Genomic DNA, 22,124 nt, shown 5'->3' on the forward strand with positions numbered 1-22,124 from the left:
CTCAGACTCACGGGTCCCGCCGCTTCCGGCCGTTCACCTCCTCCCCCTACGGTGGGCCCATGACGACGCGCACCGGCCGCTGGCCCGTCCTCGCCTGGGGCCTGTGGGACTGGGGCGGATCGGCCTTCAACGCGGTGGTGACCACCTTCGTCTTCACCGTCTACCTGACCACCGACGGGCTCTTCGGCACCTCGAGCGGAGTCTCGGCCGCGCTCGGCTGGTCCCTCGCCGCCGCCGGCGTGGTCGTCGCCGTCATCGCGCCGATCACCGGCCGCCGGGCCGACCTCGGCGGGCGCCGCCGCCTCTGGCTCGGGATCCACTCCGCCGTCGTCGTCCTCTGCATCCTGCTGATGTTCCTCGTGCGCCCCGACCCGGCCCTCCTCTGGCTGGGACTCGGACTGCTCGCGGTCGGCACGGTCTTCTTCGAGTTCGCGAGCGTCAACTACAACGCGATGCTCCTCCAGGTCTCGACCCGGGCGACCATCGGCCGCGTCTCCGGTTTCGGCTGGGGCATGGGCTACGTGGGCGGGATCGTCCTGCTGCTGATCGTGTACTTCGGCTTCATCTCGCCCGAGGTCGGGCTCTTCGGAGTGACGGGTGACGACGGCCTCGACGTGCGCGTCTCGATCCTGGTCGCCGGCGTCTGGTTCGCCGTCTTCGCCCTCCCTGTGCTGGTCGCGGTGCCGGCGACGCCGGCGCGCGCGAGCCGGGCGGAGCGCGTCGGCGTGATCGCCTCCTACCGCGCGCTCTTCGCGCAGGTCGCCGGCCTCTGGCGCGAGAGCCGCAGCACCGTGGCCTTCCTCATCGCCAGCGCGGTGTTCCGCGACGGGCTCACCGGGGTCTTCACCTTCGGCGGCGTGCTGGCGCAGGGCACCTTCGGCTTCGACGCCGGCGAGGTGATCCTCTTCGCCATCGCCGCGAACGTCGTGGCCGGAGTGGCGACCATCTCGGTCGGCGCGCTCGACGACCGCATCGGCCCCAAGGCCGTGATCGTCGCCTCGCTCATCGGCCTGGTCGTCTGCGGCACCGCCGTCTTCGTCCTGCACGACGGGGGGAGCACGGTGTTCTGGATCTTCGGCCTGCTGCTGTGCCTGTTCGTCGGCCCGGCGCAGTCGGCGAGCCGCAGCTACCTCGCCCGCCTCATCCCGGAGGGACGCGAGGGCGAGATCTTCGGCCTCTACGCGACCACCGGGCGGGCGGCCTCGTTCCTCGCGCCCGCCGCCTTCGCAGCCGCCGTCTCGATCGCCGCGGCCGTCTCGGGCAGCGGCGAGGCGAACGTGCAGTACTGGGGCATCCTCGGGCTCGTCCTCGTCCTCGCCGTGGGGCTGGTGCTGCTCCTGCCGGTGCGCCGCCCGCCGGCCACCGCCCCCGTCGTGCCGGAGCCGCGGCTCGCTCCGCCCGCCCGCCGGGACTGACGGGGCCCGGACCGCGGAGTCGCTGGCGACGCCCCTCCCCGCGCGCCGCCGGCCGCAGATCAGACCGTGGCGATCCAGAACACGATCAGCAGGAGCGTGACGAGGAAGCCGGTCAGGAAGTTCAGCGCGAGGAAGCGCTTCCAGCCCGCGTTCGCCCGCTCCGCCTCGGCGTCCTCGAGCGATCGGTACGGCCAGATGCTCACCGCGTACGGCACCGCGAGGATCGCCGCGAGAGTCCCCGGCCAGGGCAGCAGGAGCAGGAGCAGGCCGCTCGCGACGTAGGCGGCGATGGCGAAGCGCGTGGTCGCCTTCGCTCCGATCACGGTCGCGATCGAGCCGATGCCGCCCGCCCGGTCGGCCAGGATGTCCTGCACCGCGCCGAAGGCGTGGCTCGCGATCCCCCAGAGGAAGAACGCCACGAGCAGCGCCACCAGAGGTCCGGTGACCACGGTGCCCGCGAGGGCGATCCCGTAGACGGCCGGGCTGACGAAGTGGGTCGCCGAGGTCAGCGAGTCGACGAACGGGCGCTCCTTGAAGCGGAGCCCCGGCGCACTGTAGGCGATCACCGCGAAGACGCTGATCGCGAGGACCAGCCACGAGACCGGGGATCCGAGCAGCACGAGCGCCACCAGGAACGGCACGTTCGTGGCCACCGCCGCGATCAGCGTCGCGCGGTGCTCGCTCCGGTCGAGCACGGCGCCCTCGACGCCGCCCTTGCGGGGGTTCCGCAGGTCGGACTCGTAGTCGAAGACGTCGTTGATCCCGTACATCGCGAGGTTGTAGGGGATGAGGAAGTAGATCGTGCCGAGCACGAAGGCGAGGTCGATCTCGCGGGTGGTCAGCAGGTACGCCGCCGCGAACGGGTAGGCGGTGTTGACCCAGCTCAGCGGGCGGCTCGAGACGAACAGCGCGCGCAGCCGGTTCACGGCTCGCTCCGACGACGCGAGGGCAGGAGCACCCAGAGCGCCGGGAGGGCGAGGGCCGCGGCGATCGCGTAGGCGAAGTCCTCGATCGGAGCGACGCCGATCCGGATGCCCGAGATCAGGTCGTCGTCGTAGGCGACCAGCAGTCCCACTCCGATCATGATGTTGTCGAAGACGGCTGTCATCACCAGCAGCACGGCGAGCGTGCCGAGGACGGCGGGCAGGCGCAGGACGCGTCGGCGCAGCGCGAGCAGCAGCAGCACCAGCACCACCGCGAGGAACACGGCGTTGAGGAGGAGGTAGGTCACGCGCGCGCCTCCGCCCGCCGGGAGACGCGCTGCGAGAGGAAGCCGTGCACGTCCATCGTCAGGTAGCAGAGCAGGGTGAGGAAGAGGACCTCCTCGACCGGGAGCTCCGGCGCGATCTGCAGGCCGGTCATGTAGGAGGTCTCGCCGCGGAAGAAGACGCCCAGGCCGATCCCCACGAGGTCCCAGACCAGGAAGAACGCGACTCCCACGGGCAGCACGATCGCCGCGCGTCGCGCGTCCGCCCAGAAGAACAGCCGGAAGCGGCGGTCGAGCACGATCATCCCGGTGATCGAGACGAGGAGCGCGAGCAGGTAGAGGATCCCCACGCCTACTCCCCCACGGCGACGGGCGCGACCGGACCGGACGGCGCCTCCCGCACGGGCAGCGGCTCGGTCGACACGTCGCCGCGCACGCGCTTGAGCATGACCTCGGCGCTGATGATGCACATCGGCAGGCCGATGCCGGGGATCGTGGAGCTGCCGGCGAAGAGCAGTCCGTCGACGTGCCTGCTGACGTTCCCGGCCCGGAAGAAGGCGCTCTGCGAGAGGACGTGGGCCGGTCCGAGCATCGAGCCGCGCCAGGCGCCGAGGTCGCTCTCGAAGTCGGCCGGGCCGATGGTGCGGCGGACGACGATCCGCTCGGCCAGGTCGGTCGCGCCGGTCCAGGACGCGATCTGCGCGATGGCCTGGTCGGCGATGGCCTCGACGCGCGCGTCGCCCGCGCCGTCGACTCCGCCGTGGCCGATCGAGGTGTCGGCCGGGATCGGCACGAGCACGAACAGGTTCTCGTGCCCCTCCGGAGCCGTGCTCGCGTCGGTCGCGCTCGGGCGGCAGACGTAGATCGACGCGGGATCGGGGACGGTCGGGTGCTCGCCGAAGATCTTGTCGAAGTTGTCGCGCCAGTCCTTCGTGAAGAGCAGGGTGTGGTGCTCGAGCTCGGGCAGCTCCCCGCGCACGCCCAGGAGGACGAGGACGGCGCTCGGGCCGGGCTCGCGCTTCTCCCAGTAGGCGGGCGGGTAGGTCCGCAGCTCCTCGGGGAGGAGCGACTGCTCGGTGGTGAAGAGGTCGGAGGCGTTGACGACCAGGTCGGCGGGGATCCGCTCCGTGCCGTCGGGGCCCGTGAACTCGACTCCGACGACCTCGGCGCCGCGGCGTCGGCCGCGGGGCGAGCGGGCGGTGAGGATCCGCGTCGCGGGCGAGGACGTGCGGACGGTGACGCCGGCCTCCTCGGCGACGTCGGCGACGGCCTCGATCAGCTTCGTGAATCCGCCCATCGGGTAGAGCACGCCGTCGGCGAGGTCGAGGTGGCTCATCAGGTGGTACATGCTCGGCGCGGCGAACGGCGAGGAGCCGAGGAAGACGGCCGGGTAGCCGAGGATCTGGCGCAGCCGGTTGTCGGTGACCGCCGTCGCCGCGAACGTGTCGAGCGGCGTGAGCAGCAGGCGGCCGAGCCTCCCGGTCCGGCTGAGCACGTCGCGGCGCAGCAGCGGGAGGAAGGAGGAGAAGCTCGTGTAGAGGAAGCGGCGCTTGGCCATCTCGTAGGTGTCGCGCGCGGAGTCGAGGTACGCGCGCATCCGCTCGCCCGCTCCGGGCTCGATGCTCTCGAAGAGCGCGAGGTTCGACTCGAGGTCGGCGAGCACGTCGATCGGCTCGTCGACGCCCTCGCTGTAGACCCGGTAGCCGGGGTCGAGCGTGACGAGGTCGAGGCGCTCCTCGGCGCTGGTGCCCATCAGGCGGAAGAAGTGGTCGAACACCTCGGGCATCAGGTACCAGGAGGGACCGGTGTCGAAGCGGAAGCCCTCGTGCTCCCACGAGCCGGCGCGGCCGCCGACGGCCTCGCGCGCCTCCAGGAGGGTCACGTCGTAGCCGTCGCGCGCGAGCAGCGCGGCGGAGGCGAGCCCGCCGATCCCGCCGCCGATGACGACGGCGCGGTGCGGGCCGGTCCTCGAGCGGGTCGCGCGGACGGGGCCGGGGCCCAGGCGCGGGCCCAGCGTCGACACGGCCGCCTTCGCCGCGAGCGCCGCCTTGGCGGCCGTGGGCACGCTGACGCGGGCGCGGAGGAGCTCCTCGGCGGGCGTCGCGCGGATCCGGTCGGCCAGGGCGGCGAAGAGGGAGTGGGCGAGCAGGACCGCGCGCCGGCTCGAGCGCGGGAGCTCGGGCACGATGGCGGCGGCTTCGGCGAGGTCGTCGTCGAGATCGGCGAGCAGCGAGGCCTTGTCGCGCTCGGAGAACGCCCGCGGGTCGACTCCGGGGAAGTAGCTGCGGCCGAGGCCGTCGACGTCGGCGGCGAAATCGCGGAGGAAGTTGACCTTCTGGAACGCGGCCCCCAGGCGGCGCGCTCCGGCCACGAGCCGCGCGCGGGCGGCCTCGGAGACGAGCCCCGCGTCCGGCGCCGCGAGGAACACGTGCAGGCACATCAGCCCGACGACCTCGGCGGAGCCGTAGACGTAGGCCTCGAAGGACTCGGGGGTGTGCTCGGTCTCGCGGAGGTCGGCGCGCATCGACGCGAAGAACGGCCGGGTGAGCTCGGTGCCGAATCCGGTCGCCCGCGCGGTACGAGCGAAGGCGTGGATCACGAGGTTGGAGCTGTAGCCGGAGGCGAGCGCGCGCTCGGTCTCGGCCTCGAAGGCGTCGAGAGACTCCTCCACCGCGGCCCGATCGAGACGGGCCTCCTCGGCGACGCCGTCGACGATCTCGTCGGCGACGCGCACGAGGGCGTAGACGTCCTCCACCCGCTCGCGGACGCCCGGGGCGAGCAGACGCGTGGCCAGCCCGAAGGAGGTGGAGTAGCGGCGGATCACCTGCGCGGACGACTCGTGCGCGACGCGGTCGTACAGTTCGCTCTGGCGGCTCATCGTGCCACCGTACGGGGGCACGGCCGGGCGGAGCGCATCGTCGCACGCATCCGCGCGTGGCGGACAGCGCTCATCGGGTGCGCCCGACCACGCTGGCCACGAGCGGGCGGACCTCGTTGCGGAAGGCCTCCGACACCGCGGGCGTCTCCAGCGCCGCCCAGGCGCGGTCTGCGAACTGGTTCGCGAGCCCCTCGGCGTAGCTGCGGGCGCCGCACTCCTCGAGGATGCCGCGCACCTTCTCCGCGGTCTCGGGCGCGAGGTGCTCGTCGCCGATCAGCGCCTCGATGTCGGGCCAGCAGTCCGTGCCGGCCGCGTGGGCGATGAGGACGGTGCGCTTGCCCTCGCGGAGGTCGCCCAGCGTGGTCTTGCCGGTCTGCCCCTCCGAGCCGAAGACCCCGAGCAGGTCGTCGACGATCTGGTAGGCGATGCCGATCCAGCGGCCGAACTCGCCGAGGGCGTCCACCGCGGCGTCCGAGGCCCCGGCGAGGATCGCTCCGGCCTGCAGCGGCGCCTCGAACGAGTAGACGGCCGTCTTGAGGCGCTCCATCTCGAGCACCTCGTCGACCGAGGGCATGCCCGGCATGAGGGAGAAGTCCACATCGGCCAGCTCACCCGCGGCGGAGGCGAAGACGGCCTCGTCGAGCAGGGTGAGCAGGCGGGCCCGCACGCCGTCGGAGGCGCCGACGCCCTCGACGAGGCGGTGGGCGCCGGTGAGGGCGAGGTCCCCGGCGATCACGGCCACCGAGGTGCCCCGGTGCTCGGCGATCGGGATGGAGAGCCCCGCGGTCGTCGCCTCGTCGCGGTAGCTGCCCGAGACGTTCGGGCCGCCGCGGCGCACGAAGTCGCGGTCGATCACGTCGTCGTGCACGATCAGCGCGGTGTGCAGCAGCTCGAACGCCGCGCCGAGATGGGCGGCGGCCTCCGGATCCTGGCCGCCGTGGGCCTCGTACGCCGAGATCACCATCAGCGGGCGGAAGCGCTTGCCGCCGCGGGTGTTGGCCTCCAGCGTCTGCCAGAGAGTCAGGTAGCGGGGTCCGAGACGCACCGCCCGGGACCTCGCCAACGAGAAGAACCTGTCCAGGACGGCATCGACGTGCTCCTGCCTCAACCGGGACAGAACCACGGGGTCGCGCGTATCCACGTGGGAAGGCTAACAAAGGGGAGAACCAGGACGATAAGCCGGCTGATGTGTTGCGGCGTGCTTGACTTGCGGGTATGACTTCGCCAGCCGCCACTGTGCAGACGGACCGGATCGAGCAGGTGGTCCTCCTCGACGAGGCCGGGAACGCCGTGGGGGTCGCCGACAAGGCGACCGTGCACGACACGGCCACCCCCCTGCACCTCGCGTTCTCCTGCCACGTCTTCTCCCCGGACGGCGCGCTGCTGGTGACCCGCCGCGCGCTCGAGAAGCGCACCTGGCCGGGCGTCTGGACCAACTCCTTCTGCGGGCACCCCGCCCCGGGCGAGCGGATCGAGGACGCCGTCGTCCGCCGGGCCGAGCGCGAGCTCGGCGCCCGGCTGGCCACGCTGGAGGTCGCCCTGCCGGACTTCCGCTACCGCGCGGTCGATGCGTCCGGCGTCGTCGAGAACGAGATCTGCCCCGTCTACACGGCGACGCTGTCGAGCCGCGACGCCCTCGATCCGCGCCTCGACGAGGTCATGGACTACGAGTGGGTCGACGCCGAGGCGACGCTCGCCGCCGTCCGCTCGACCCCCTGGGCGTTCTCCCCCTGGCTCGTGCTGCAGCTCCCCCGTCTGCTGGGCTGACCCCCGCGCCCTGATCCCTGCGCCGGAGTCAGTCGGTGTAGACGTCCGTGCGGTGGAAGTTGAGCGCCGACCGCGACGCGGTCGGACCGCGCTGGCCCTGGTACCGCGAGCTGTACTCCGCCGAGCCGTAGGGCTTCTCGGCGGGCGAGCTGAGGCGGAAGAAGCACATCTGGCCGATCTTCATCCCCGGCCAGAGCGTGATGGGGAGCGTCGCGACGTTGCTGAGCTCGAGGGTGACGTGGCCGGTGAAGCCCGGATCGATGAACCCGGCGGTCGAGTGGGTCAGCAGTCCGAGCCGTCCGAGCGAGCTCTTGCCCTCGAGGCGCGCCGCGATGTCGTCCGGCAGCGACACCTCCTCGTAGGTCGAGCCGAGCACGAACTCTCCCGGGTGGAGGATGAACGGCTCGCCCTGCGGCGTCTCGACCAGGCGGGTCAGCTCGGGCTGGTCCTCGGCCGGATCGATGTACGGGTAGCGGTGGTTGTCGAACAGCCGGAAGAAGCGGTCGAGGCGCACATCGACGGACGACGGCTGCAGCATCGACGGATCGTGCGGGGCGAGCCCCACGCGGCCGGAGGCGAGTTCGAGCGAGATGTCGCGGTCGGAGAGGAGCACGCTGCGATCCTAGGGCGTGGCGCGACCCGGGGCATGGGCCGGCTCCGGGCCTTGCTACGATGTCCTGGTGCGCCCGAGCGGCGCCGCGCGAGTGTAGTTCAATGGTAGAACTTCTGCTTCCCAAGCAGATGGCGCGGGTTCGATTCCCGTCACTCGCTCTCCTCCCCCCCCTCGTCTGCGGCCGGTCCTCCGGCCCGACGCGAGCGGCTCCTCCTCCGGCGCTGCAGCGGCGTCCGTCAGCGCAGCGGCGTCCGGCAGCCCCGCGGTGTCCGTCAGCCCAGCAGCGGCAGCCGCCCGACGATCCTGTCGATCCGGTTCCTCGGCCCCACCAGGCTGACCGCGAGGTACTGCAGCTCGTCGGAGCCGCTCGCCGCCACCGCCTCCCGGTACTCGTCGTACACCCGGGTGGCCTGCGCCGACGCGGGCATGTCGGCGACGAACGTCCCGTCGTGCGCCTCGGCCTTCGCGCGGATCGCGAGCAGGGTCGCCGCGTCGGCGGCGAGGACCGTGCAGCCGGCCCACGGCAGACCGGGATGCAGCGATCCGGACGCGTCGGCGGGGCTCGGTCCGAGCAGCCCCGCGACGTGCGCGGCCGTCGCGGCGCCCACGCAGATCGCGGCGTTCACGGCGCGGCCGGCGGGGAGGGACTCGTCGACGACGACCACCCACGTGAGGCGGGCCGAGCGGGTGGGCGCGGCGGTGTCGATCTCGTCGGGGTGGAAGCCGACGGCGTCGGGGGCGGGGATGGTCATGATGCTCCTCGGTTCGTGCGCAGTGACGTCACGAACAGTAGGCAGGAGGGCTCCCCTTCGGCAGGATCTCCGTATGAACGACCAGCAGAACGGCCCAGGAGCGGCACTCGACGAACTCGACGTCCGGATCCTGCAGGTCCTGCAGTCGGATGCACGGATCACGAACCGTGACCTCGCAGCCGCCGTGCACGTCTCGCCGACCACCGCCCTCGACCGCACGAGGAGCCTCCGGCGCCGCGGCGTGATCACCGGCGCGACGCTCACTCTCGACTTCGCGGCCCTCGGGCGCGGCGTGCAGGCGCTGATCGCGGTCCGCATCCGTCCGCCGTCGCGCGAGATCATCGAGGCCTTCCGCGACTGGGTCGCCGGCCTCGACGAGACGGTCGGCGTGTTCGTCACCTCCGGCTCGGAGGACTTCATCATCCACGTCGCCGTCCGCGACAACCAGGACCTCTACGCCTTCGTCATCGACGAGCTGACGCAGCGCCGCGAGGTCGCCGACGTGCGCACCTCGGTCGTCTACGAGCACCTGCGCGAGCAGGTCGTCCTGCCGCTGGAGCCGCACGGCCGCGCGGAGCGGTGAGGCGCCCGAGCGGCGTTCCGACGCGACACGCCGGGCGGATCCGCGGCAGCGCGCGGGATCGCGGGACGCAGAGGGCAGGGTGGAGGGGTGACAGAGCTCGTCCAGATCCCGTCGCCGGGCGTCGCCCTCGAGTACGGGCACCCCGGCCGGCCCGTGGTGGTCGTGCTGCACGACGTGTTCGGGCGCCTGCCGTGGCTGGAGCCGTTCGCCGAGGCCGTGGCGAAGCACGGCTACCACGTGCTCGTGCCCGACCTCTACGACGGCTGGGCCACGCTCGCCCCGGAGGACGCGCGCGACCTCGCCGCGATGGCCGCGCAGGACCGCACCCTCGCCGCCGTCGCCGAGGCGGTCGGCACCGGAGTCGCGGCCGGGGCACCGCGCAGCGCCGTCATCGGCTTCGGCTTCGGCGGCCGCCTCGGGCTGCTCGCCGCGGGCACCGGGCTCGTGGACGCGGTGGTCGCGTACTACGCCACCCTCGGTGCGGAGGAGCACGTGCTGGTCCCGTGCCCCACCCTCCTGCACTACGCGCAGAGCGACGAGTGGCCCGCGGGCGACGACCCGGAGTCGTTCGTCGGGCGGCTGAAGGAGTCGGGGACGCCGGTCACGGCGCACACCTACCCGGACACGCAGCGGCACTTCGCGAACGGCAACCTGCGCGACCTGGTCAGCCCCGCCTCCGCGGCGCTCGCCTACGCGCGGACGCTCTCGTTCCTCAATCCGCAGCTCATCGACACCTGAGCTCAGCCCTGCACGTCGTGCAGGTGGTGCTGGACGTCGTGCAGGTAGTAGCGGGCGATCGTGTCGACCGTGAACGCCGCGCCGTCGCTGCGGCGGCCTCGGCGCTGCCACTGGGCGCCGGCGACGGAGTCGAACACCTCGGCGATGCGCTCGGCCGCCTCGACCAGCTCGCGGCCGACCGTCGCGGGGTCCTGCTGGTCGTAGCGCTCCTCCACGGCGGTGACGTCCTGGTCCCAGTTGGGGTAGAGCGGGTCGTCGCCGGCGAGCATCAGCTGCACGCGGGTGCGGTAGATGCGATGCACGTCGCGCACGTGCGCGGCGTACTCGAGCGGCGACCAGGTCTCGTCGTCGGGCCGGCCCGCCGCGTCGTCGCGGTCGAGCACGTAGGGCCAGGCGGCGGCGTTCTCGCGGATGAGCTCGGCGACCTCGTCGGCGTCGACGAGCGAGGCGTCGAAACCGCACTCGAGGCAGGGGCGCTCGAGGACCCAGGTCCAGTCCTTGGTGTCGGGAGTGATCGGCATGGCACCAGAGTAGGGCGCCGCCGGATCAGCAGCGCGTCGGGGTCCCCTGCACGGCGCCGCGCTCGCCGTCGGCCGTCCACGGGAGCCGGGGCAGGCCCTCGGCTCCCGTCGCGGCTCCCTGCTCGACCGCGATGGCGGCCAGGGTGCGGGCGACCGTCGCAGCGAAGTCGCCGCCGGGCGTCGAGCTGTTGATCGAGACGGCCACGGTCAGGCCCGAGACCGGGTCGGAGTACGCCGCGGTGACGAAGCCGGGCGCGAGGCCCGAGAAGCCGCGGAGGGGTCCCGCCTCGTGCCCACCGAGCCCGGCGCGGAGGTAGTCGGCGCGGCCCTGGCCCTGGACGACCGGGTCCTGCCACATGGCGTCGCCCGCGGGATCGGCCGCGAGACCCGTCGCCAGCCGCCGGAGGTCCTCCAGATCGGTCAGCGCTCCGCCCGCGGCGCCGAGCGCGGACGGGGACGCGGCGGTGACGTCGAGGCGCACGTCGCAGCGCTTCTCCCCGGTCGCCGGTTCCAGCGCGACCGCGTAGCCGCGGGGGGACGGAGCGGGCAGATCGACCTCGGAGGCGCCGGGCAGCTCCGTGCTGCGCAGCCCGTACCGCGGCACCACGTACTGGTCGTAGAGCTCCCCGATGCTCCGACCGGTCACCTGCGCGGCGACGATGCCGGCGAGCAGCGGACCGGTGGCGGAGTCGGACCACGCCGCTCCGGGCTCGGCCGAGGCGCCGCGCACCTGGGCCGCGGCGAGCAGCTCGAGCGTCGGCCACTGCCGCGGGGGGTTCTGGAGCACGGTCGGCCAGAGCGCCGAGCGGAAGTCGGCCAGGCCGGAGGTGTGCGCGCAGAGCTCGCGCAGCGTGAGGCCGTCGATGCCGGGCAGGGAGCGCAGCGTCTCGCCGACGTCGGCGTCGAGGTCGACCCGGCCGGAGTCGGCGAGGGCGAGGACCACGTCGCAGGTCATCGCCTCGGTGCCGCCGGTGCCGAGCCGCAGGTGCGCGTCGGTGGTGAGGGCGGTGGTGCGCTCGTCCGACTCCCAGCCGACCGCGCCCTCCCAGCTGCCGCCCCATGGCGACCAGACCCCGGCGACCGCTCCGGTCGCGCCGGCGACGCCGACCGTCTCGTCGAGGAACCCCGACAGGGCGGAGGCGAGCTCCTCCGACGCCGCCTGCGCGGGAGCCTCCGCCACGCGCGAGGCGGCGGCGGGCGTGCAGCCGGCCAGTGCGAGCACGAGGACCGGGACGACGAGCAGTCCCGTCCGCGTCCGTCTGCGAGATCCCATGCCGTGCGACTCCCCCGTCGTCTGCGAACGGCACCACTGTACGGGGGCTCCGTCGGGCCGGAGAGGGCCGCTGAGCGCGCGATCGCGATTCGTGTCCTGACCGTGACCGGCGGAGTCCACCCCGTTCCCAAACCGGCAGGCGCCGGGTTACGAAGAGAGGGAGTACAGCGCAGAGGCGCTGCTCGAAGGAGGTAAGAGACCATGCGTAGATCCCCCAATCGACTGCTGGCGACTCTCTTCGGAGCCGTCTACGTCGTCGTCGGGCTCCTCGGCTTCGTCGTGACCGGAGGCGTGCAGTTCCTCTCGACCGAAGGCGGGCTCCTGCTCGGCGTCTTCGAGGTGAACCCGCTGCACAACATCGCCCACCTGCTCATCGGAGGCGCGCTGCTGATCGCGGGCCTGTCGACCGTCGCCGCGGCGAAGACCGTCAACGTGACAGTCGGAGCGGTGTACCTGCTGCTCGGCATCGTCGGCTTCTTCCTGGTCGACACCGCCCTGAACGTGCTGGCGCTGAACACCGCCGACCACTTCCTGCACCTGGCCAGCGCGCTGGTGCTCCTGGGAGTCGGACTCGGCACGGAGAAGACGGCGAGGACGCGCACCGCCGCCACCGCCTGACCCGGGCGGCACCCGCCGCCCCCCTCTACTCCGTCCGCCGTGGGCCCGCCGTTTTCCGCGGCGGACGGACTGAACGGCCCCGGACGACACGATGCGGTGTGTCGATCCGGGGCCTCCTCTTCTTCCCCGATCCAGCGAAGGAGCCGCCATGACCACCGTGGCCCGCTGCAACGCCGCTTTCGCCGGACTCGGCGCCGGGCTCGTCCACCTCTCGCTCGCCGCCGGCGGCGAGGGCGTGCAGGCCCCGGTGATCGGAGTGCTCGGTGCCGTCGAGATCCTCTGGGCGGTCCTCGTCCTGGCGCGCGGCCGGATCGTCGCTCCGCGCTCCGCGCTGGTCGTCGCGGTCGCCTCCCTGGCGGCGTTCGCCCTCGCTCTGGCCCTCGGCGCACTCGCCGAGCCCCTCCCCGCGCTGGCCGCCGCGGCCCTCCAACTGATCGCGGTCGCCGTGGTGGCCGTCTCGCTCCGCTCTCCGCGCGTCGAGGAGAAGGCCGTCTCGCCGTCGCGAGCTCTCGTCGGACTCCTGGCCGGCGCGCTCACCGTCTCCGCCCTCGCCACCCCCGCCATGGCCGCCTCCTCGGGCGGTACGGGCGACATGGGCGGGATGATGCACTCCGTCGTCGACGGCGGACACGGGCACTGACGCCCTCTGGTCCCGGCGGCCCCGCTCGGCTAAGGTAAGGCAGACCTCAGTCGTCGAGGGAGGCCACCGTGTCGAACGTCATCCCGTTCTCCGAGGCCCTGCGCCTGCGCATCGGGCAGTCCGGCGCGGACGACGAGGGCGCCGCCTTCATGACCTCGCTGATGACCGGCTCCGGCAGCCGCGACGACTACATCGCGCTCATCTCGCAGCACTACTTCGTCTACGAGGCCCTCGAGGCCGTGGCGGAGGACATGGCCGGCGATCCGGTCGCGGAGCCCTTCCTCTCGGCCAAGCTCACCCGGCTCCCCGCGATCGCGGAGGACCTGCGCTTCCTCGTCGGCGAGGACTGGCGGGAGCGCATCCGCCCGCTGCCCTCGACCAGCGCCTACGTCGACCGGATCCGCACCGTGGCCTCGGGCTGGAGCGGCGGCTTCGTCGCCCACCACTACACGCGCTACCTCGGCGACCTCTCCGGCTGCGCGATCGTCCGCGGGCTGCTGCAGCGGCGGTTCGGCTTCGAGACCAACGGCGTCGGCTTCTTCCTCTTCGGCGAGATCGCCGCACCGTCGGCCTTCCGCGCCACCTACCGCGAGCAGCTCGACGCCGCGGGCTGGGACGAGGAGGAGCGGGAGCGGGTCATCGCGGAGGTCGCGGAGGCGTACCGGCTGACGACGGAGCTGTTCCGCGATCTCGCCCGGACCTGCGCGGCGGCCTGAGGGCCTGCTCCGACCTCCTCCGCGGGGCGTCAGTCCGCGGACGCCTCCGCGACGGCGGCCGGCTCGGCTCGCCGTTCGGACATGAAGCGCAGCACGTCCTTGTCGACGATGATGTCGCTCGGCCGGAGCGGCCGCGTCAGGTAGAGCCCCTCGAGGCTCGTGATGCGGCTGAGCGCCACGTAGGTCTGCCCGGGGGCGAAGGCGCGCTGCCCGAGGTCGACCACGGCGGAGTCGTAGGTCTTGCCCTGCGACTTGTGGATCGTGACCGCCCACGCCAGGCGGAGCGGGAACTGCGCGAACTCGGCGACGATCTCGCGGGTGAGCTTCTTCGTCGCGGCGGAGTAGGAGTAGCGGTAGCGCTCCCAGGTCGCGGGCTCGACCTCGTGGACCTCGCCGTCCACCTCGACCCACACCGTTCCCGCGACCTTCGTCACCCGGCCGATCGTGCCGTTCACCCAGCGCTGCTCGGAGTCGTTGCGCAGGAACATCACGTGCGCGCCGATCTTGAGCTCGAGGTTCTGGTCCGCTGGATAGGCGCGCCCGCCGAAGTCGCCGCTGATCTCGGCCGACGCGGTCTTCAGCGGGCCCTTCAGCCGCGCGAGCGCCGCCTGGTTGATGCGGTTGACCGTGTCGTTGCGGGTCGCGAGCGTGATCGCGTCGTCCGCCGGAGGCGTCCGCGCGCCCGCGGCGTTCAGCACGTCGGCGATCTCCTTCGTCACCATGCCGAAGCGGACCGCGTTGAGCATCCACTTGAAGCGCTCATCGCTCTGCCGGTGGATCCGGCCGAGCTCGACGATCCGCAGCGGCGCCTCGTGCCAAACGAGGGCGTCGAAGAACCACAGCGAGCGGTAGCGGTCGGCGAAGTAGGCGCGCTCCTCCGGATCGCCGGGAACGGGTGCGAGCTGGAACGGGTCGCCGAAGAGGACGACCTGCACGCCCCCGAACGGCTCGGAGCGCCGCTGCCGCGCCTGCCGGAGGCTGCGGTCGATCCCGTCGAGCAGGTCGGCGTTGACCATGGAGATCTCGTCGATGACGAGCGTGTCGATGGTGTTGAGGAGCTTGCGCAGCTCGGGCGGCTGGTCGAGGTCGGAGTCGGCGATGACGCCGATCGGCAGTCGGAAGAGCGAGTGGATGGTCTGGCCGCCGACGTTCAGCGCCGCGACGCCGGTGGGGGCGCAGATGACGATCTGCTTGTCGGTGTTCCAGCTCAGGTGGTTGAGCAGGGTGGACTTGCCCGTGCCCGCGCGACCCGTGACGAACAGGTGCTCGCGCGTGTTCTCGATGAGGTCGAAGACCCGCTGCTGCTCGTCGGAGAGGGTCGGCTGAGTCACCGCTCCACTGTACCCGCGGGCCGCCAGGACCCCGGGGCCCGGGCGCGGATCAGCCGCGCTTCTGGAGGGCGGCCAGGCGGTCGTTGTAGGCCGTGAGCTCGGCCTCTCCGGTGCGGTCGGCCTGGCGGTCGCGGCGCTTGGTCTCGCGGGCGTCGGAGCGGCTCCACATCATCGCGACGACGATCGCGAGCGCGAGGGTGGGGATCTCGCCGATGCTCCACGCGATGCCGCCGGCCGCCTGCTGATCGGCGAGCGCGGAGGTGCCCCAGCCCATCGCTCCGTACCAGTCGGCGAGGAGCAGCCCCTCCCCCGTCATCAGTGCGAGGCCGAAGAAGGCGTGGAACGCCATGGTGCCCAGCAGCAGCAGGAGGCGCATCGCGTAGGGCACGCGGTGCACGCTCGGGTCCACTCCGATCAGGACGCTGACGAAGAGGTAGCCGGTGATCAGGAAGTGGACGATCATCCACTCGTGGCCGATGTGGTCCGTGGTGGCCCAGCGGAACAGCGGGGAGTAGTAGAAGCCCCAGAGCGACCCGACGAACAGCAGCGCGGCGACGATCGGGTGCGAGATCGCGGTGGCGAAGCGCGAGTGCACGGCGAGCAGCACCCACTCGCGGGCACCGCGGGAGCCGTCGGTGCGGCGGGCGGCGGCGCGGGCGATGAGCGTGACCGGTGCCGCCGGGACGAGCAGCAGCGGCACCGCCATGGTGAGGACCATGTGCGAGAGCATGTGGGCGCTGAACAGGTACTTCTCGTACGCGTTCACCCCGCCGTTCGTGATGTAGGCCAGGAGGAGCATGCCCGCGATCCAGAGGATCGTGCGGTGCAGGGGCCAGCGGTCACCCCGGCGGTGCAGGCGCACCACTCCGGCGACGTAGAACGCGATGGCGAAGGAGCAGACCAGGAGCCAGACCAGGTCGATGTTCCAGAGCGTGAGGAAGTTCATCGCGCTCGCGGGCGGCGGCAGGGGCTCGCCCGTCAGCAGCTGGGCCGGGGTCGGATCCGTGAGCTGGCTCGCGGCGATCTGGTCGACCGGGGTCGCGGTGCGCGCGAGAGCCGCGGCGACTCCGGACGCGATCCCCATGAAGGCGATCTCGGCGCCGACGAGCCACCAGAAGCTGCGGCCGCCGACACCGCCGGCCTTCCGCATCCGCTCGATGAGGTAGCGGCGCTGCAGAACGCCGAACAGGCCCAGCGCGACCAGCGCCGCGACCTTGACCAGCACGAGGATCCCGTAGCCGGTCAGCAGGTTGTCGAGAGTGGCGAGCCGGAGCTCGGCGCTGACGTACCCGGACGCCGCGACCACGACGAAGCTCACGAGCGCGAGGCTGGAGTAGCGCTCGATCACGGGCAGCAGGCGGGAGCCGCCGAGCAGGGGCCGCAGGGCGATGACGGTGATGAGGCCGCCCAGCCAGATCGCCGCGAAGACGAGGTGCAGGCCCAGCGCCGTGACGGCGGCGTCGTGCCCGCTCGCTCCCGCCGCGTGCCCCTGCTGCGCCATCGGCAGCAGCGTGAGCAGGGCCAGGCCCGTGACGAAGACGAGCGCGGTCTGGTTGCGGACGGCGAAGCAGAGGACGGTGACGACGGCCGCGAGCAGCGTCGTGATGAGCCAGGCCTGGCCGACCTCGATGCTGCCGATGAAGTAGCTGAGCTTGGTGCCGAAGTCGCGGTCGAGGCTCAGGGGCGTCTGCGTGACGTTGAGGAAGGTGAGGAACCCGGTCACCGCGCTGGCCGCCGCGAAGAAGGCGGCGCTGGCGGCGGCGACGTCGAGGGCGATCGAGAACTCGGTGCGCGGCTCGGGCGCGGCCTCGGCGGGCGCGGGGCGCGCGGGGGCGACCGCGGTGCGCGTCGATCCGGCGCGGGAGGAGGACTGGCCGCCGCGCGAGGACTGGCCGCCGCGCGAGGAGGCGTGAGCGGTCGAAGATCGGGACGAGGACCGGGCGTCGCGGGCGGCGGCGGCGCGGGGGCTCAGCGCGAACAGCGTCAGCACGAGCGAGCCGATCATGCCCGCGGCGCCCAGATTGACGGCCAGCTTGGCGATCGGGAGGCCGTAGCGGACCACGGGGCCGGGATCGTTCAGCAGCGGAGCCGCGGCTCCCCCTCCGAAGGCCAGGGCCGCGAGGAGGGCGACGAGCGCTGCGGCGACGAGCACGAGCGCAGGGCCGACGATCCGGACGGTTCGATTCACCGGTCCAGCCTACGTTCCGCGGCTGATCGGCAGCCGCGTCCGCGGACGATCGGCGGCCGCGTCCGCGGACGACGACGGCCCCGGCGCAGTGCCGGGGCCGTGTCGGAGGGCGCGACTACTTCGCGGCGGCCTTGAGCTTGGTGCCCGCGGAGACCTTGACCGAGTGGCCGGCGGCGATCTGGATGGTCTCGCCGGTCTGCGGGTTGCGGCCGGTGCGCGCGGCGCGGGAGGTGCGCTCGACGGCGATCCAGCCGGGGATGGTGACCTTCACGTCGTTCGACACGGAGTCGGCGAGGGTGGTGAAGAGCGAGTCGAGGACGCCGTTGACGGCGGCCTGGCTCTGGCCGGAGTCGGCGGCGATCTTCGCGACGAGCTCGGTGCGGTTGAGCGACTTGTCAGCCATGGAGTGTCCTCCCAGGACGTTCTCGCTGTCGGAACAGCTGGTTTCGATGGATCGTCCTCGGCCGGGGACGGACGTCCTCAACCGGTCGGACCGTCGGTAACCTACCAGCCCCGCCCCGGATCTCCGGCGATTCCGGCCTCGAGACGCCCGGAACGACGCCGATCGCGCCGGTCGGTCCCTCCACAGGAGGCGCTCGGCGCCTCTCGTCCACCGGTCCGCCGATCGCCTCTCCGCAGAGTCCGCCGCCTGACGAGGATCGGCTCATGACGACGACGGCACTCCTCCCTCCACCCGCTCCGGGCGACGCGGCCCTCCCCGGCCCTCCCCGGCGGCACCCTCCCGCCCGCCGACCGTACGAGCCCGGGCTCGCCGCGCTCGCGCTGGGCCTGCTCGCGCTCGCGTCCTCCGTGCATCCGCTCTGGGCCCTCCCCGCCGTCGCCGTGGCGGTCGCCGCGGTGATCGCCTCCGTGCGGGCGCTGCGGTGGGCGGGCGAGCGGAGGAGCGCGGTGGCCGGGCTCGCCTGCGCGGCTCTCGCGCTGCTCGTCTGCTCCGTCACGGCTCCCGCCTCCGTGCGGGCGGGCCTCGCCGTGCTGGCCTGGATCACCGCCCTGCGGCCCGGTCCGTGAGCGGGCGCGGCTCCGGTCCAGCCCGCCTCGCTACAGTGACGGCGGCCCGCGCCCGAGCGGGCCGGGAGGACGGCCACGATGGCTCAGACGGACGGTTGGATCTCGACGGCGATCTGGTGGCACGTCTACCCGCTCGGCTTCACGGGCGCCGAGGCGAGCGCCTCGGAGGGTCCGGGCCCGGACGACGAGCCGCAGCACCGCCTCCGCGCCCTGCTGCCCTGGCTCGACGACCTGCTGGCGCTGGGCTGCAACGGGCTGCTGCTCGGGCCGGTCTTCGCCTCCTCCACCCACGGCTACGACACGGTCGACCACTTCCGGATCGATCCCCGCCTCGGCGACGAGGCCGACCTCGACGCGCTGATCGCCGCGTGCCGCGAGCGCGGGATCCGGGTGCTGCTCGACGGGGTCTTCAACCATGTGGGACGGGAGCACCCCTGGTGGCGTGCCGCGGTCGCGGCCGGCGAGGGCTCCCCCGAGGCGGCGCGCTTCTCCCGCAGCGAGCGGTCGCAGGAGGTCGACGGCCTCCGCGTCGACGTGTTCGAGGGGCACGACGCCCTGGTCGAGCTCGACAACGGGAACCCCGAGGTCGCGGAGCACGTGTCCTCCGTGCTCGCGCACTGGCTCGAGCGGGGCATCGACGGCTGGCGGCTCGACGCGGCGTACGCGGTCGCGCCGGCGGCCTGGCAGGCGGCGATCGACCCGGTGCGGCAGCGCTTCCCCGACGCGTGGTTCGTCGGCGAGGTCATCCACGGCGACTACACCGGCTACGTGCGGGAGTCGGGGCTCGACTCGGTCACGCAGTACGAGCTCTGGAAGGCCGTCCGCAACTCCCTCGAGGAGGCGAACCTCTTCGAGCTGGCCTGGTCCCTGAAGCGCCACGACGACTTCGTCCGCGAGTTCCTGCCCCTCACCTTCGTCGGCAACCACGACGTGACCCGGATCGCCAGCGCCGTCAGCGACGAGCGCCACCACGGCCACGCCGCGGCGATCCTCGGCTTCGTCGCCGGCGTGCCGAGCATCTACTCCGGCGACGAGCGGGGCCTGCGCGGCGTCAAGGAGGAGCGGATCGGCGGCGACGACGCGATCCGCCCGGAGTTCCCGGCCGATCCCGCCGAGTGGCCGGGCGGGGAGGCCTACCGGGCCCACCAGGAGGTCGTCGCGTTCCGCCGACGGAACCCGTGGCTGGTCGGCGCGAGCACCCGCACGGTCGACCTCTCCAACACCGCCGTGATGCTCGTGGCGGAGGGCCCGGAGGGACGCACCGCGCGGCTCGCGCTGAACATCGGCGACGAGACGGCGACCGTCGGCGGCGTCCAGGTCGCTCCCCACTCCTGGTCGCTGCACGACTGACCCGGCGCGCAGGCGGCCAGGCAGTGCGCGACGGAGCGTCGACCTTCAGGGGCCTGTCCTCTACGCTCGGGCGCATGCCGAGACCTGCACGAGGACCCTCCGACGGACGAGCCGACTCGATCGACGACGCCGGGATGCCGGCGTCCGGACTCGAGCAGGCGTTCGCCGCCCCCGTCGACCCGGAGAGCGACCCCGGACCGGGCGAGAGGAGCGGCCTGTCGAGCCGCATCGCCCAGGAGCTGCTCGAGGACGGCTTCGGCCTCGATGCGAGCGACGAGGAGGTGCCGTCCCGCGCCGTCGAGATCGACGATCCCGCCCGCGCCGTCGGTGACGATCCCGCCCACCCCGTGCACGGCTCGATGTCCGGCGAGTTCGAGCGCCGCTGAGCCCGGCCGCCGTCGGTCGTCGACAGCCCGGCGGCACCGCTCCGCCCGCCGGCCGTCGTCACCCCGCCGGTACCGCGCCGCCCGCCGCCGGAGCCGGGTCCGGGCCGCCCGCCTGCAGCTCGGCGAGGAATCCGGGCCGGAGCACGCGCGCCTCGATCGACGCGGCTCCCGAGGTCCAGCCGTCGCCGAGCGGACGCTCGGGCGTGAGCAGCACGTGGCCCGGAGTCCCCGCTCGGCCGAGGACGGCGGCGACGCGGCCCTCCGGATCGTAGAGGGCGTGGTCGACGAGCGGCCCGTAGACGGCGTGCACCGCGAAGTCCTCGCGCCTGCCGAGGAGGACGGGCAGCAGCTCCTCGCCCTCGCGCAGGCCGTGGGGCCACCAGCGGAAGCGCTCGACGAGCTCGTGGCAGGCGGCGCACGAGGGCGAGAAGAAGACGAGGTGCGTCGCCGGGCGGGACAGCTCCTCGAGCGTCAGGAGCTCGCCGGCCACCGTGACGAACGCGAGGTCGGCGGCCGAGAGGGCACCCTCGCCCGCGGGCCCCGGCGCGGACTCTCGATCGGCTGCGGACAGGCGGGCGGCCGCCCGGACGCGAGCGGCCGTCGACGCCGCACGGCGGTCGCGCACCAGCACGAGCGAGACCGCGGCGAGAGCGGCGGCGAGCCCGGACGCCGCCGCCGAGGCACCGCCGCCGCCGAGCAGCGCGGCCGGAGCGAGCCCGCCGAGCGCCCCGGCGACCGCCAGCGCGAGCAGCACCGCGTTCCTCGCGACGGTGCGTCCGGTCATCCGCGCCGAGCCCAGACCGCCGAAGCACTCGCAGTCGACGTCCTCCGCCGCGCGGACCGCGCGGACGGCGACGACGAGGAACACGGCGTCGAGGAGCGCCACCGGCACGAGGGCGGTACGGTGCGCCGGAGCGGGCGCCAGCACCACCGCGGCGCCCAGCGCGATCTCGACGACGGGGAAGGCGGCCGCGAACCAGCCGCGGCGCCGGAGGAGGAGGGGGACCCCGAGCGCCTCGAGGCTCGCCCGGAACCGCTCCGCGCGGCCGAGCTTCAGGGCACCGCTGACGACGAGCACCGCGCCCGCGCACCACGCGGCGATCGCGAGAACCGCCTCCAGCATCCGTCGCCCTCCTCGCTCGGCATCGACCCGCGCGACGCTACCGGCGCGGACCGGCCTCCCGCGGCCGAGGCGGGGAACGGGGCGGAGACGGCGCGATCCGGCGCGTTCCGCCCTCCGGACGAGCCGCTGCCGGCGCATCCGGCGCCCCGATCCCTCCAGGCGGGGCGCCCCCGGGCTCCCTCCCGGTCCCGGACGGCCGCTCCGCCGTACACTGCGAGAGGATCGGAGGGGTCATGCGGGGACGGCGAGCGCGCGACGAGCGGCACGGCACGGCGACGACCCCGCCTGCGGACGCCGCTCCCCCGGCAGCGGTCCCGGCTCCGGCCCTCGCGGACTCGCCGGACGACGCCTCGGGCGACGTCTCGACCGGGATGCGGATCGCCGCCGCCTGGTCGTGGCGCTTCCTCGCCGTCGCCGGGCTCCTCTACCTTCTCGTGCGCCTCGTCTCGCTGCTGCCCGTGATCGTCGTGCCGGTGCTGATCGCGCTGCTGCTCACCGCGCTCCTCACCCCGCTGCGGAACCGGCTCGAGCGCCTGCGGCTCCCCCGCCCGCTCGCGGTCCTGGTCTCGATCGTCCTGATGCTCCTCCTGCTGACCGGCCTCGTCGGGCTGGTGGTCGTGCAGTCCCGCTCCGGCTTCAGCGGAGTGGGGCAGCGCGCTCTCGACGCGGTCGACGGCGTCGAGGCGTGGCTGCGGAGCCCGCCGCTGTCGTTCTCGGACGTCCAGCTCTCGGACTGGGCGCAGCGCGCGGTCGACTGGGCCGACGCGCAGGCGTCGACGATCGCATCCGGGGCCCTCGCTGTCGGCTCCCAGCTGGCCGAGGTCTTCGCCGGGACCCTCCTCACCCTGTTCTCGCTGATCTTCCTGCTCCTCGACGGCCGCCGGATCTGGCACTGGTTCCTCCGCCTCCTCCCCCGCCGCGCTCCATCGCCGGGCGGGCGCGGCGGGGGAGGAGGCGGAGGAACCAGTGCCAGATCCGGCGGCCGTCGAGGAGCAG

At 73.3% G+C, this 22,124-nt stretch carries 24 protein-coding genes and 1 tRNA gene; 12 read left to right on the forward strand and 13 right to left on the reverse strand.

What is annotated here, in order from left to right:
* Positions 1 to 59 precede the first annotated feature (59 nt).
* A complete protein-coding gene (locus C5C69_RS08030; RefSeq protein ID WP_104257683.1) occupies positions 60 to 1,415 on the forward strand; it encodes an MFS transporter in 1,356 nt (451 codons plus the stop codon).
* A 59-nt stretch (positions 1,416 to 1,474) separates the two neighbouring features.
* Here C5C69_RS08030 and C5C69_RS08035 read toward each other — a convergent pair whose 3' ends face one another.
* From C5C69_RS08035 to C5C69_RS08055, 5 genes are all read right to left on the reverse strand, one after another.
* Positions 1,475 to 2,341, reverse strand: coding sequence for a prenyltransferase (locus C5C69_RS08035; protein ID WP_104222892.1), 867 nt, complete (start codon positions 2,339 to 2,341; stop codon positions 1,475 to 1,477).
* A complete protein-coding gene (locus tag C5C69_RS08040; RefSeq protein ID WP_104222893.1) occupies positions 2,338 to 2,646 on the reverse strand; it encodes a lycopene cyclase domain-containing protein in 309 nt (102 codons plus the stop codon). Before C5C69_RS08040 ends, C5C69_RS08035 begins: the two co-directional genes overlap by 4 nt.
* Positions 2,643 to 2,972 carry a lycopene cyclase domain-containing protein gene (locus C5C69_RS08045; protein WP_104255346.1) on the reverse strand — a complete coding sequence of 110 codons (330 nt, stop codon included), beginning with the start codon at positions 2,970 to 2,972 and terminating at the stop codon, positions 2,643 to 2,645. The genes C5C69_RS08040 and C5C69_RS08045 overlap by 4 nt, the downstream gene beginning before the upstream one ends.
* A 2-nt stretch (positions 2,973 to 2,974) precedes the next feature.
* Positions 2,975 to 5,500 (reverse strand): phytoene desaturase family protein, encoded by a 2,526-nt coding sequence (crtI, locus tag C5C69_RS08050; RefSeq protein ID WP_104257696.1) that lies wholly within the window; start codon positions 5,498 to 5,500, stop codon positions 2,975 to 2,977.
* 70 nt (positions 5,501 to 5,570) lie between these two features.
* Positions 5,571 to 6,545: a polyprenyl synthetase family protein gene (locus tag C5C69_RS08055; RefSeq protein WP_244229492.1), complete on the reverse strand. Its 975-nt coding sequence runs from the start codon at positions 6,543 to 6,545 to the stop codon at positions 5,571 to 5,573.
* A 170-nt stretch (positions 6,546 to 6,715) separates the two neighbouring features.
* On the opposite strand from C5C69_RS08055, the gene idi reads away from it, so the two are divergent.
* Positions 6,716 to 7,267: an isopentenyl-diphosphate Delta-isomerase gene (idi, locus tag C5C69_RS08060; protein ID WP_104222897.1), complete on the forward strand. Its 552-nt coding sequence runs from the start codon at positions 6,716 to 6,718 to the stop codon at positions 7,265 to 7,267.
* A gap of 28 nt (positions 7,268 to 7,295) precedes the next feature.
* On the opposite strand, the gene dcd is transcribed toward idi, so the two are convergent.
* Positions 7,296 to 7,880: a dCTP deaminase gene (gene dcd / locus C5C69_RS08065; RefSeq protein WP_104222898.1), complete on the reverse strand. Its 585-nt coding sequence runs from the start codon at positions 7,878 to 7,880 to the stop codon at positions 7,296 to 7,298.
* 87 nt (positions 7,881 to 7,967) lie between these two features.
* On the opposite strand from dcd, the gene C5C69_RS08070 reads away from it, so the two are divergent.
* Positions 7,968 to 8,038: transfer RNA gene (locus C5C69_RS08070), tRNA-Gly, on the forward strand.
* Positions 8,039 to 8,152: 114 nt separating this feature from the next.
* Here the strand turns inward: C5C69_RS08070 and C5C69_RS08075 are convergent.
* The gene (locus C5C69_RS08075; RefSeq protein ID WP_104257684.1) at positions 8,153 to 8,632 is read right to left on the reverse strand and encodes a DUF2000 domain-containing protein; all 480 of its coding nucleotides are present in this window, start codon (positions 8,630 to 8,632) and stop codon (positions 8,153 to 8,155) included.
* Between the two features lie 73 nt (positions 8,633 to 8,705).
* Between C5C69_RS08075 and C5C69_RS08080 the strand changes: the two genes are divergently transcribed.
* Positions 8,706 to 9,215, forward strand: a complete 510-nt coding sequence (locus C5C69_RS08080) for an Lrp/AsnC family transcriptional regulator (protein ID WP_104255349.1) — start codon at positions 8,706 to 8,708, stop codon at positions 9,213 to 9,215.
* 87 nt (positions 9,216 to 9,302) lie between these two features.
* Positions 9,303 to 9,953, forward strand: a complete 651-nt coding sequence (locus C5C69_RS08085; protein WP_104257685.1) for a dienelactone hydrolase family protein — start codon at positions 9,303 to 9,305, stop codon at positions 9,951 to 9,953.
* Between the two features lie 2 nt (positions 9,954 to 9,955).
* Here the strand turns inward: C5C69_RS08085 and C5C69_RS08090 are convergent, their stop codons facing one another.
* Together C5C69_RS08090 and C5C69_RS08095 are read right to left on the reverse strand one after the other, a co-directional pair.
* Positions 9,956 to 10,474 (reverse strand): DinB family protein, encoded by a 519-nt coding sequence (locus C5C69_RS08090; protein ID WP_104222903.1) that lies wholly within the window; start codon positions 10,472 to 10,474, stop codon positions 9,956 to 9,958.
* Between the two features lie 25 nt (positions 10,475 to 10,499).
* Complete coding sequence (locus tag C5C69_RS08095) at positions 10,500 to 11,747, reverse strand: serine hydrolase (RefSeq protein WP_104257686.1); 1,248 nt, start codon at positions 11,745 to 11,747, stop codon at positions 10,500 to 10,502.
* 201 nt (positions 11,748 to 11,948) lie between these two features.
* Here C5C69_RS08095 and C5C69_RS08100 point away from each other — a divergent pair, with 201 nt between their 5' ends.
* From C5C69_RS08100 to C5C69_RS08110, 3 genes are all read left to right on the forward strand, one after another.
* Positions 11,949 to 12,365, forward strand: a complete 417-nt coding sequence (locus C5C69_RS08100; RefSeq protein ID WP_104222905.1) for a DUF4383 domain-containing protein — start codon at positions 11,949 to 11,951, stop codon at positions 12,363 to 12,365.
* Positions 12,366 to 12,513: 148 nt separating this feature from the next.
* Entirely contained in the window at positions 12,514 to 13,005 is a 492-nt protein-coding gene (locus C5C69_RS08105; protein ID WP_104257687.1) for a hypothetical protein, read from the forward strand.
* A 68-nt stretch (positions 13,006 to 13,073) separates the two neighbouring features.
* Positions 13,074 to 13,721, forward strand: coding sequence for a heme oxygenase (biliverdin-producing) (locus C5C69_RS08110; RefSeq protein ID WP_104226125.1), 648 nt, complete (start codon positions 13,074 to 13,076; stop codon positions 13,719 to 13,721).
* A gap of 29 nt (positions 13,722 to 13,750) precedes the next feature.
* Here C5C69_RS08110 and C5C69_RS08115 read toward each other — a convergent pair whose 3' ends face one another.
* From C5C69_RS08115 to C5C69_RS08125, 3 genes are all read right to left on the reverse strand, one after another.
* Positions 13,751 to 15,052 carry an ATP-dependent RecD-like DNA helicase gene (locus tag C5C69_RS08115; RefSeq protein ID WP_104233073.1) on the reverse strand — a complete coding sequence of 434 codons (1,302 nt, stop codon included), beginning with the start codon at positions 15,050 to 15,052 and terminating at the stop codon, positions 13,751 to 13,753.
* 49 nt (positions 15,053 to 15,101) lie between these two features.
* Complete coding sequence (locus C5C69_RS08120; RefSeq protein WP_258060447.1) at positions 15,102 to 17,240, reverse strand: bifunctional copper resistance protein CopD/cytochrome c oxidase assembly protein; 2,139 nt, start codon at positions 17,238 to 17,240, stop codon at positions 15,102 to 15,104.
* Between the two features lie 115 nt (positions 17,241 to 17,355).
* On the reverse strand, positions 17,356 to 17,643 hold the full coding sequence (locus C5C69_RS08125; RefSeq protein ID WP_056037903.1) for an HU family DNA-binding protein: 288 nt from the start codon (positions 17,641 to 17,643) through the stop codon (positions 17,356 to 17,358).
* 263 nt (positions 17,644 to 17,906) lie between these two features.
* On the opposite strand from C5C69_RS08125, the gene C5C69_RS08130 reads away from it, so the two are divergent.
* The 3 genes from C5C69_RS08130 to C5C69_RS08140 all read left to right on the forward strand — a co-directional run bounded on the left by C5C69_RS08130 (position 17,907) and on the right by C5C69_RS08140 (position 20,005).
* Complete coding sequence (locus C5C69_RS08130; RefSeq protein ID WP_104257688.1) at positions 17,907 to 18,269, forward strand: hypothetical protein; 363 nt, start codon at positions 17,907 to 17,909, stop codon at positions 18,267 to 18,269.
* 78 nt (positions 18,270 to 18,347) lie between these two features.
* The gene (locus C5C69_RS08135; protein WP_104257689.1) at positions 18,348 to 19,619 is read left to right on the forward strand and encodes an alpha-amylase family glycosyl hydrolase; all 1,272 of its coding nucleotides are present in this window, start codon (positions 18,348 to 18,350) and stop codon (positions 19,617 to 19,619) included.
* A 74-nt stretch (positions 19,620 to 19,693) separates the two neighbouring features.
* On the forward strand, positions 19,694 to 20,005 hold the full coding sequence (locus C5C69_RS08140) for a hypothetical protein (RefSeq protein WP_146083617.1): 312 nt from the start codon (positions 19,694 to 19,696) through the stop codon (positions 20,003 to 20,005).
* A 58-nt stretch (positions 20,006 to 20,063) separates the two neighbouring features.
* On the opposite strand, the gene C5C69_RS08145 is transcribed toward C5C69_RS08140, so the two are convergent.
* Positions 20,064 to 21,128 (reverse strand): MauE/DoxX family redox-associated membrane protein, encoded by a 1,065-nt coding sequence (locus C5C69_RS08145; RefSeq protein ID WP_104257691.1) that lies wholly within the window; start codon positions 21,126 to 21,128, stop codon positions 20,064 to 20,066.
* 233 nt (positions 21,129 to 21,361) lie between these two features.
* Here C5C69_RS08145 and C5C69_RS08150 point away from each other — a divergent pair.
* Positions 21,362 to 22,124, forward strand: a 763-nt coding sequence (locus tag C5C69_RS08150) for an AI-2E family transporter (protein ID WP_146083618.1), incomplete at its 3' end; no start/stop codon positions are given.

Origin of the sequence: Rathayibacter sp. AY1C7 (assembly GCF_002931865.1) — a bacterium.
In the GTDB taxonomy this organism is placed as follows: domain Bacteria; phylum Actinomycetota; class Actinomycetes; order Actinomycetales; family Microbacteriaceae; genus Rathayibacter.

Excerpts from the sequence above, each read along its gene's own strand:
- C5C69_RS08105 (WP_104257687.1), top strand. The coding sequence starts at position 12,514 with ATGACCACCGTGGCCCGCTGCAACGCCGCTTTCGCCGGACTCGGCGCC.
- C5C69_RS08080 (WP_104255349.1), top strand. The coding sequence starts at position 8,706 with ATGAACGACCAGCAGAACGGCCCAGGAGCGGCACTCGACGAACTCGAC.
- C5C69_RS08075 (WP_104257684.1), bottom strand. The coding sequence starts at position 8,632 with ATGACCATCCCCGCCCCCGACGCCGTCGGCTTCCACCCCGACGAGATC.
- C5C69_RS08145 (WP_104257691.1), bottom strand. The coding sequence starts at position 21,128 with ATGCTGGAGGCGGTTCTCGCGATCGCCGCGTGGTGCGCGGGCGCGGTG.
- C5C69_RS08095 (WP_104257686.1), bottom strand. The coding sequence starts at position 11,747 with ATGGGATCTCGCAGACGGACGCGGACGGGACTGCTCGTCGTCCCGGTC.
- crtI (WP_104257696.1), bottom strand. The coding sequence starts at position 5,500 with ATGAGCCGCCAGAGCGAACTGTACGACCGCGTCGCGCACGAGTCGTCC.
- C5C69_RS08125 (WP_056037903.1), bottom strand. The coding sequence starts at position 17,643 with ATGGCTGACAAGTCGCTCAACCGCACCGAGCTCGTCGCGAAGATCGCC.
- C5C69_RS08135 (WP_104257689.1), top strand. The coding sequence starts at position 18,348 with ATGGCTCAGACGGACGGTTGGATCTCGACGGCGATCTGGTGGCACGTC.
- C5C69_RS08130 (WP_104257688.1), top strand. The coding sequence starts at position 17,907 with ATGACGACGACGGCACTCCTCCCTCCACCCGCTCCGGGCGACGCGGCC.
- C5C69_RS08140 (WP_146083617.1), top strand. The coding sequence starts at position 19,694 with ATGCCGAGACCTGCACGAGGACCCTCCGACGGACGAGCCGACTCGATC.
- C5C69_RS08090 (WP_104222903.1), bottom strand. The coding sequence starts at position 10,474 with ATGCCGATCACTCCCGACACCAAGGACTGGACCTGGGTCCTCGAGCGC.
- C5C69_RS08100 (WP_104222905.1), top strand. The coding sequence starts at position 11,949 with ATGCGTAGATCCCCCAATCGACTGCTGGCGACTCTCTTCGGAGCCGTC.
- C5C69_RS08030 (WP_104257683.1), top strand. The coding sequence starts at position 60 with ATGACGACGCGCACCGGCCGCTGGCCCGTCCTCGCCTGGGGCCTGTGG.
- idi (WP_104222897.1), top strand. The coding sequence starts at position 6,716 with ATGACTTCGCCAGCCGCCACTGTGCAGACGGACCGGATCGAGCAGGTG.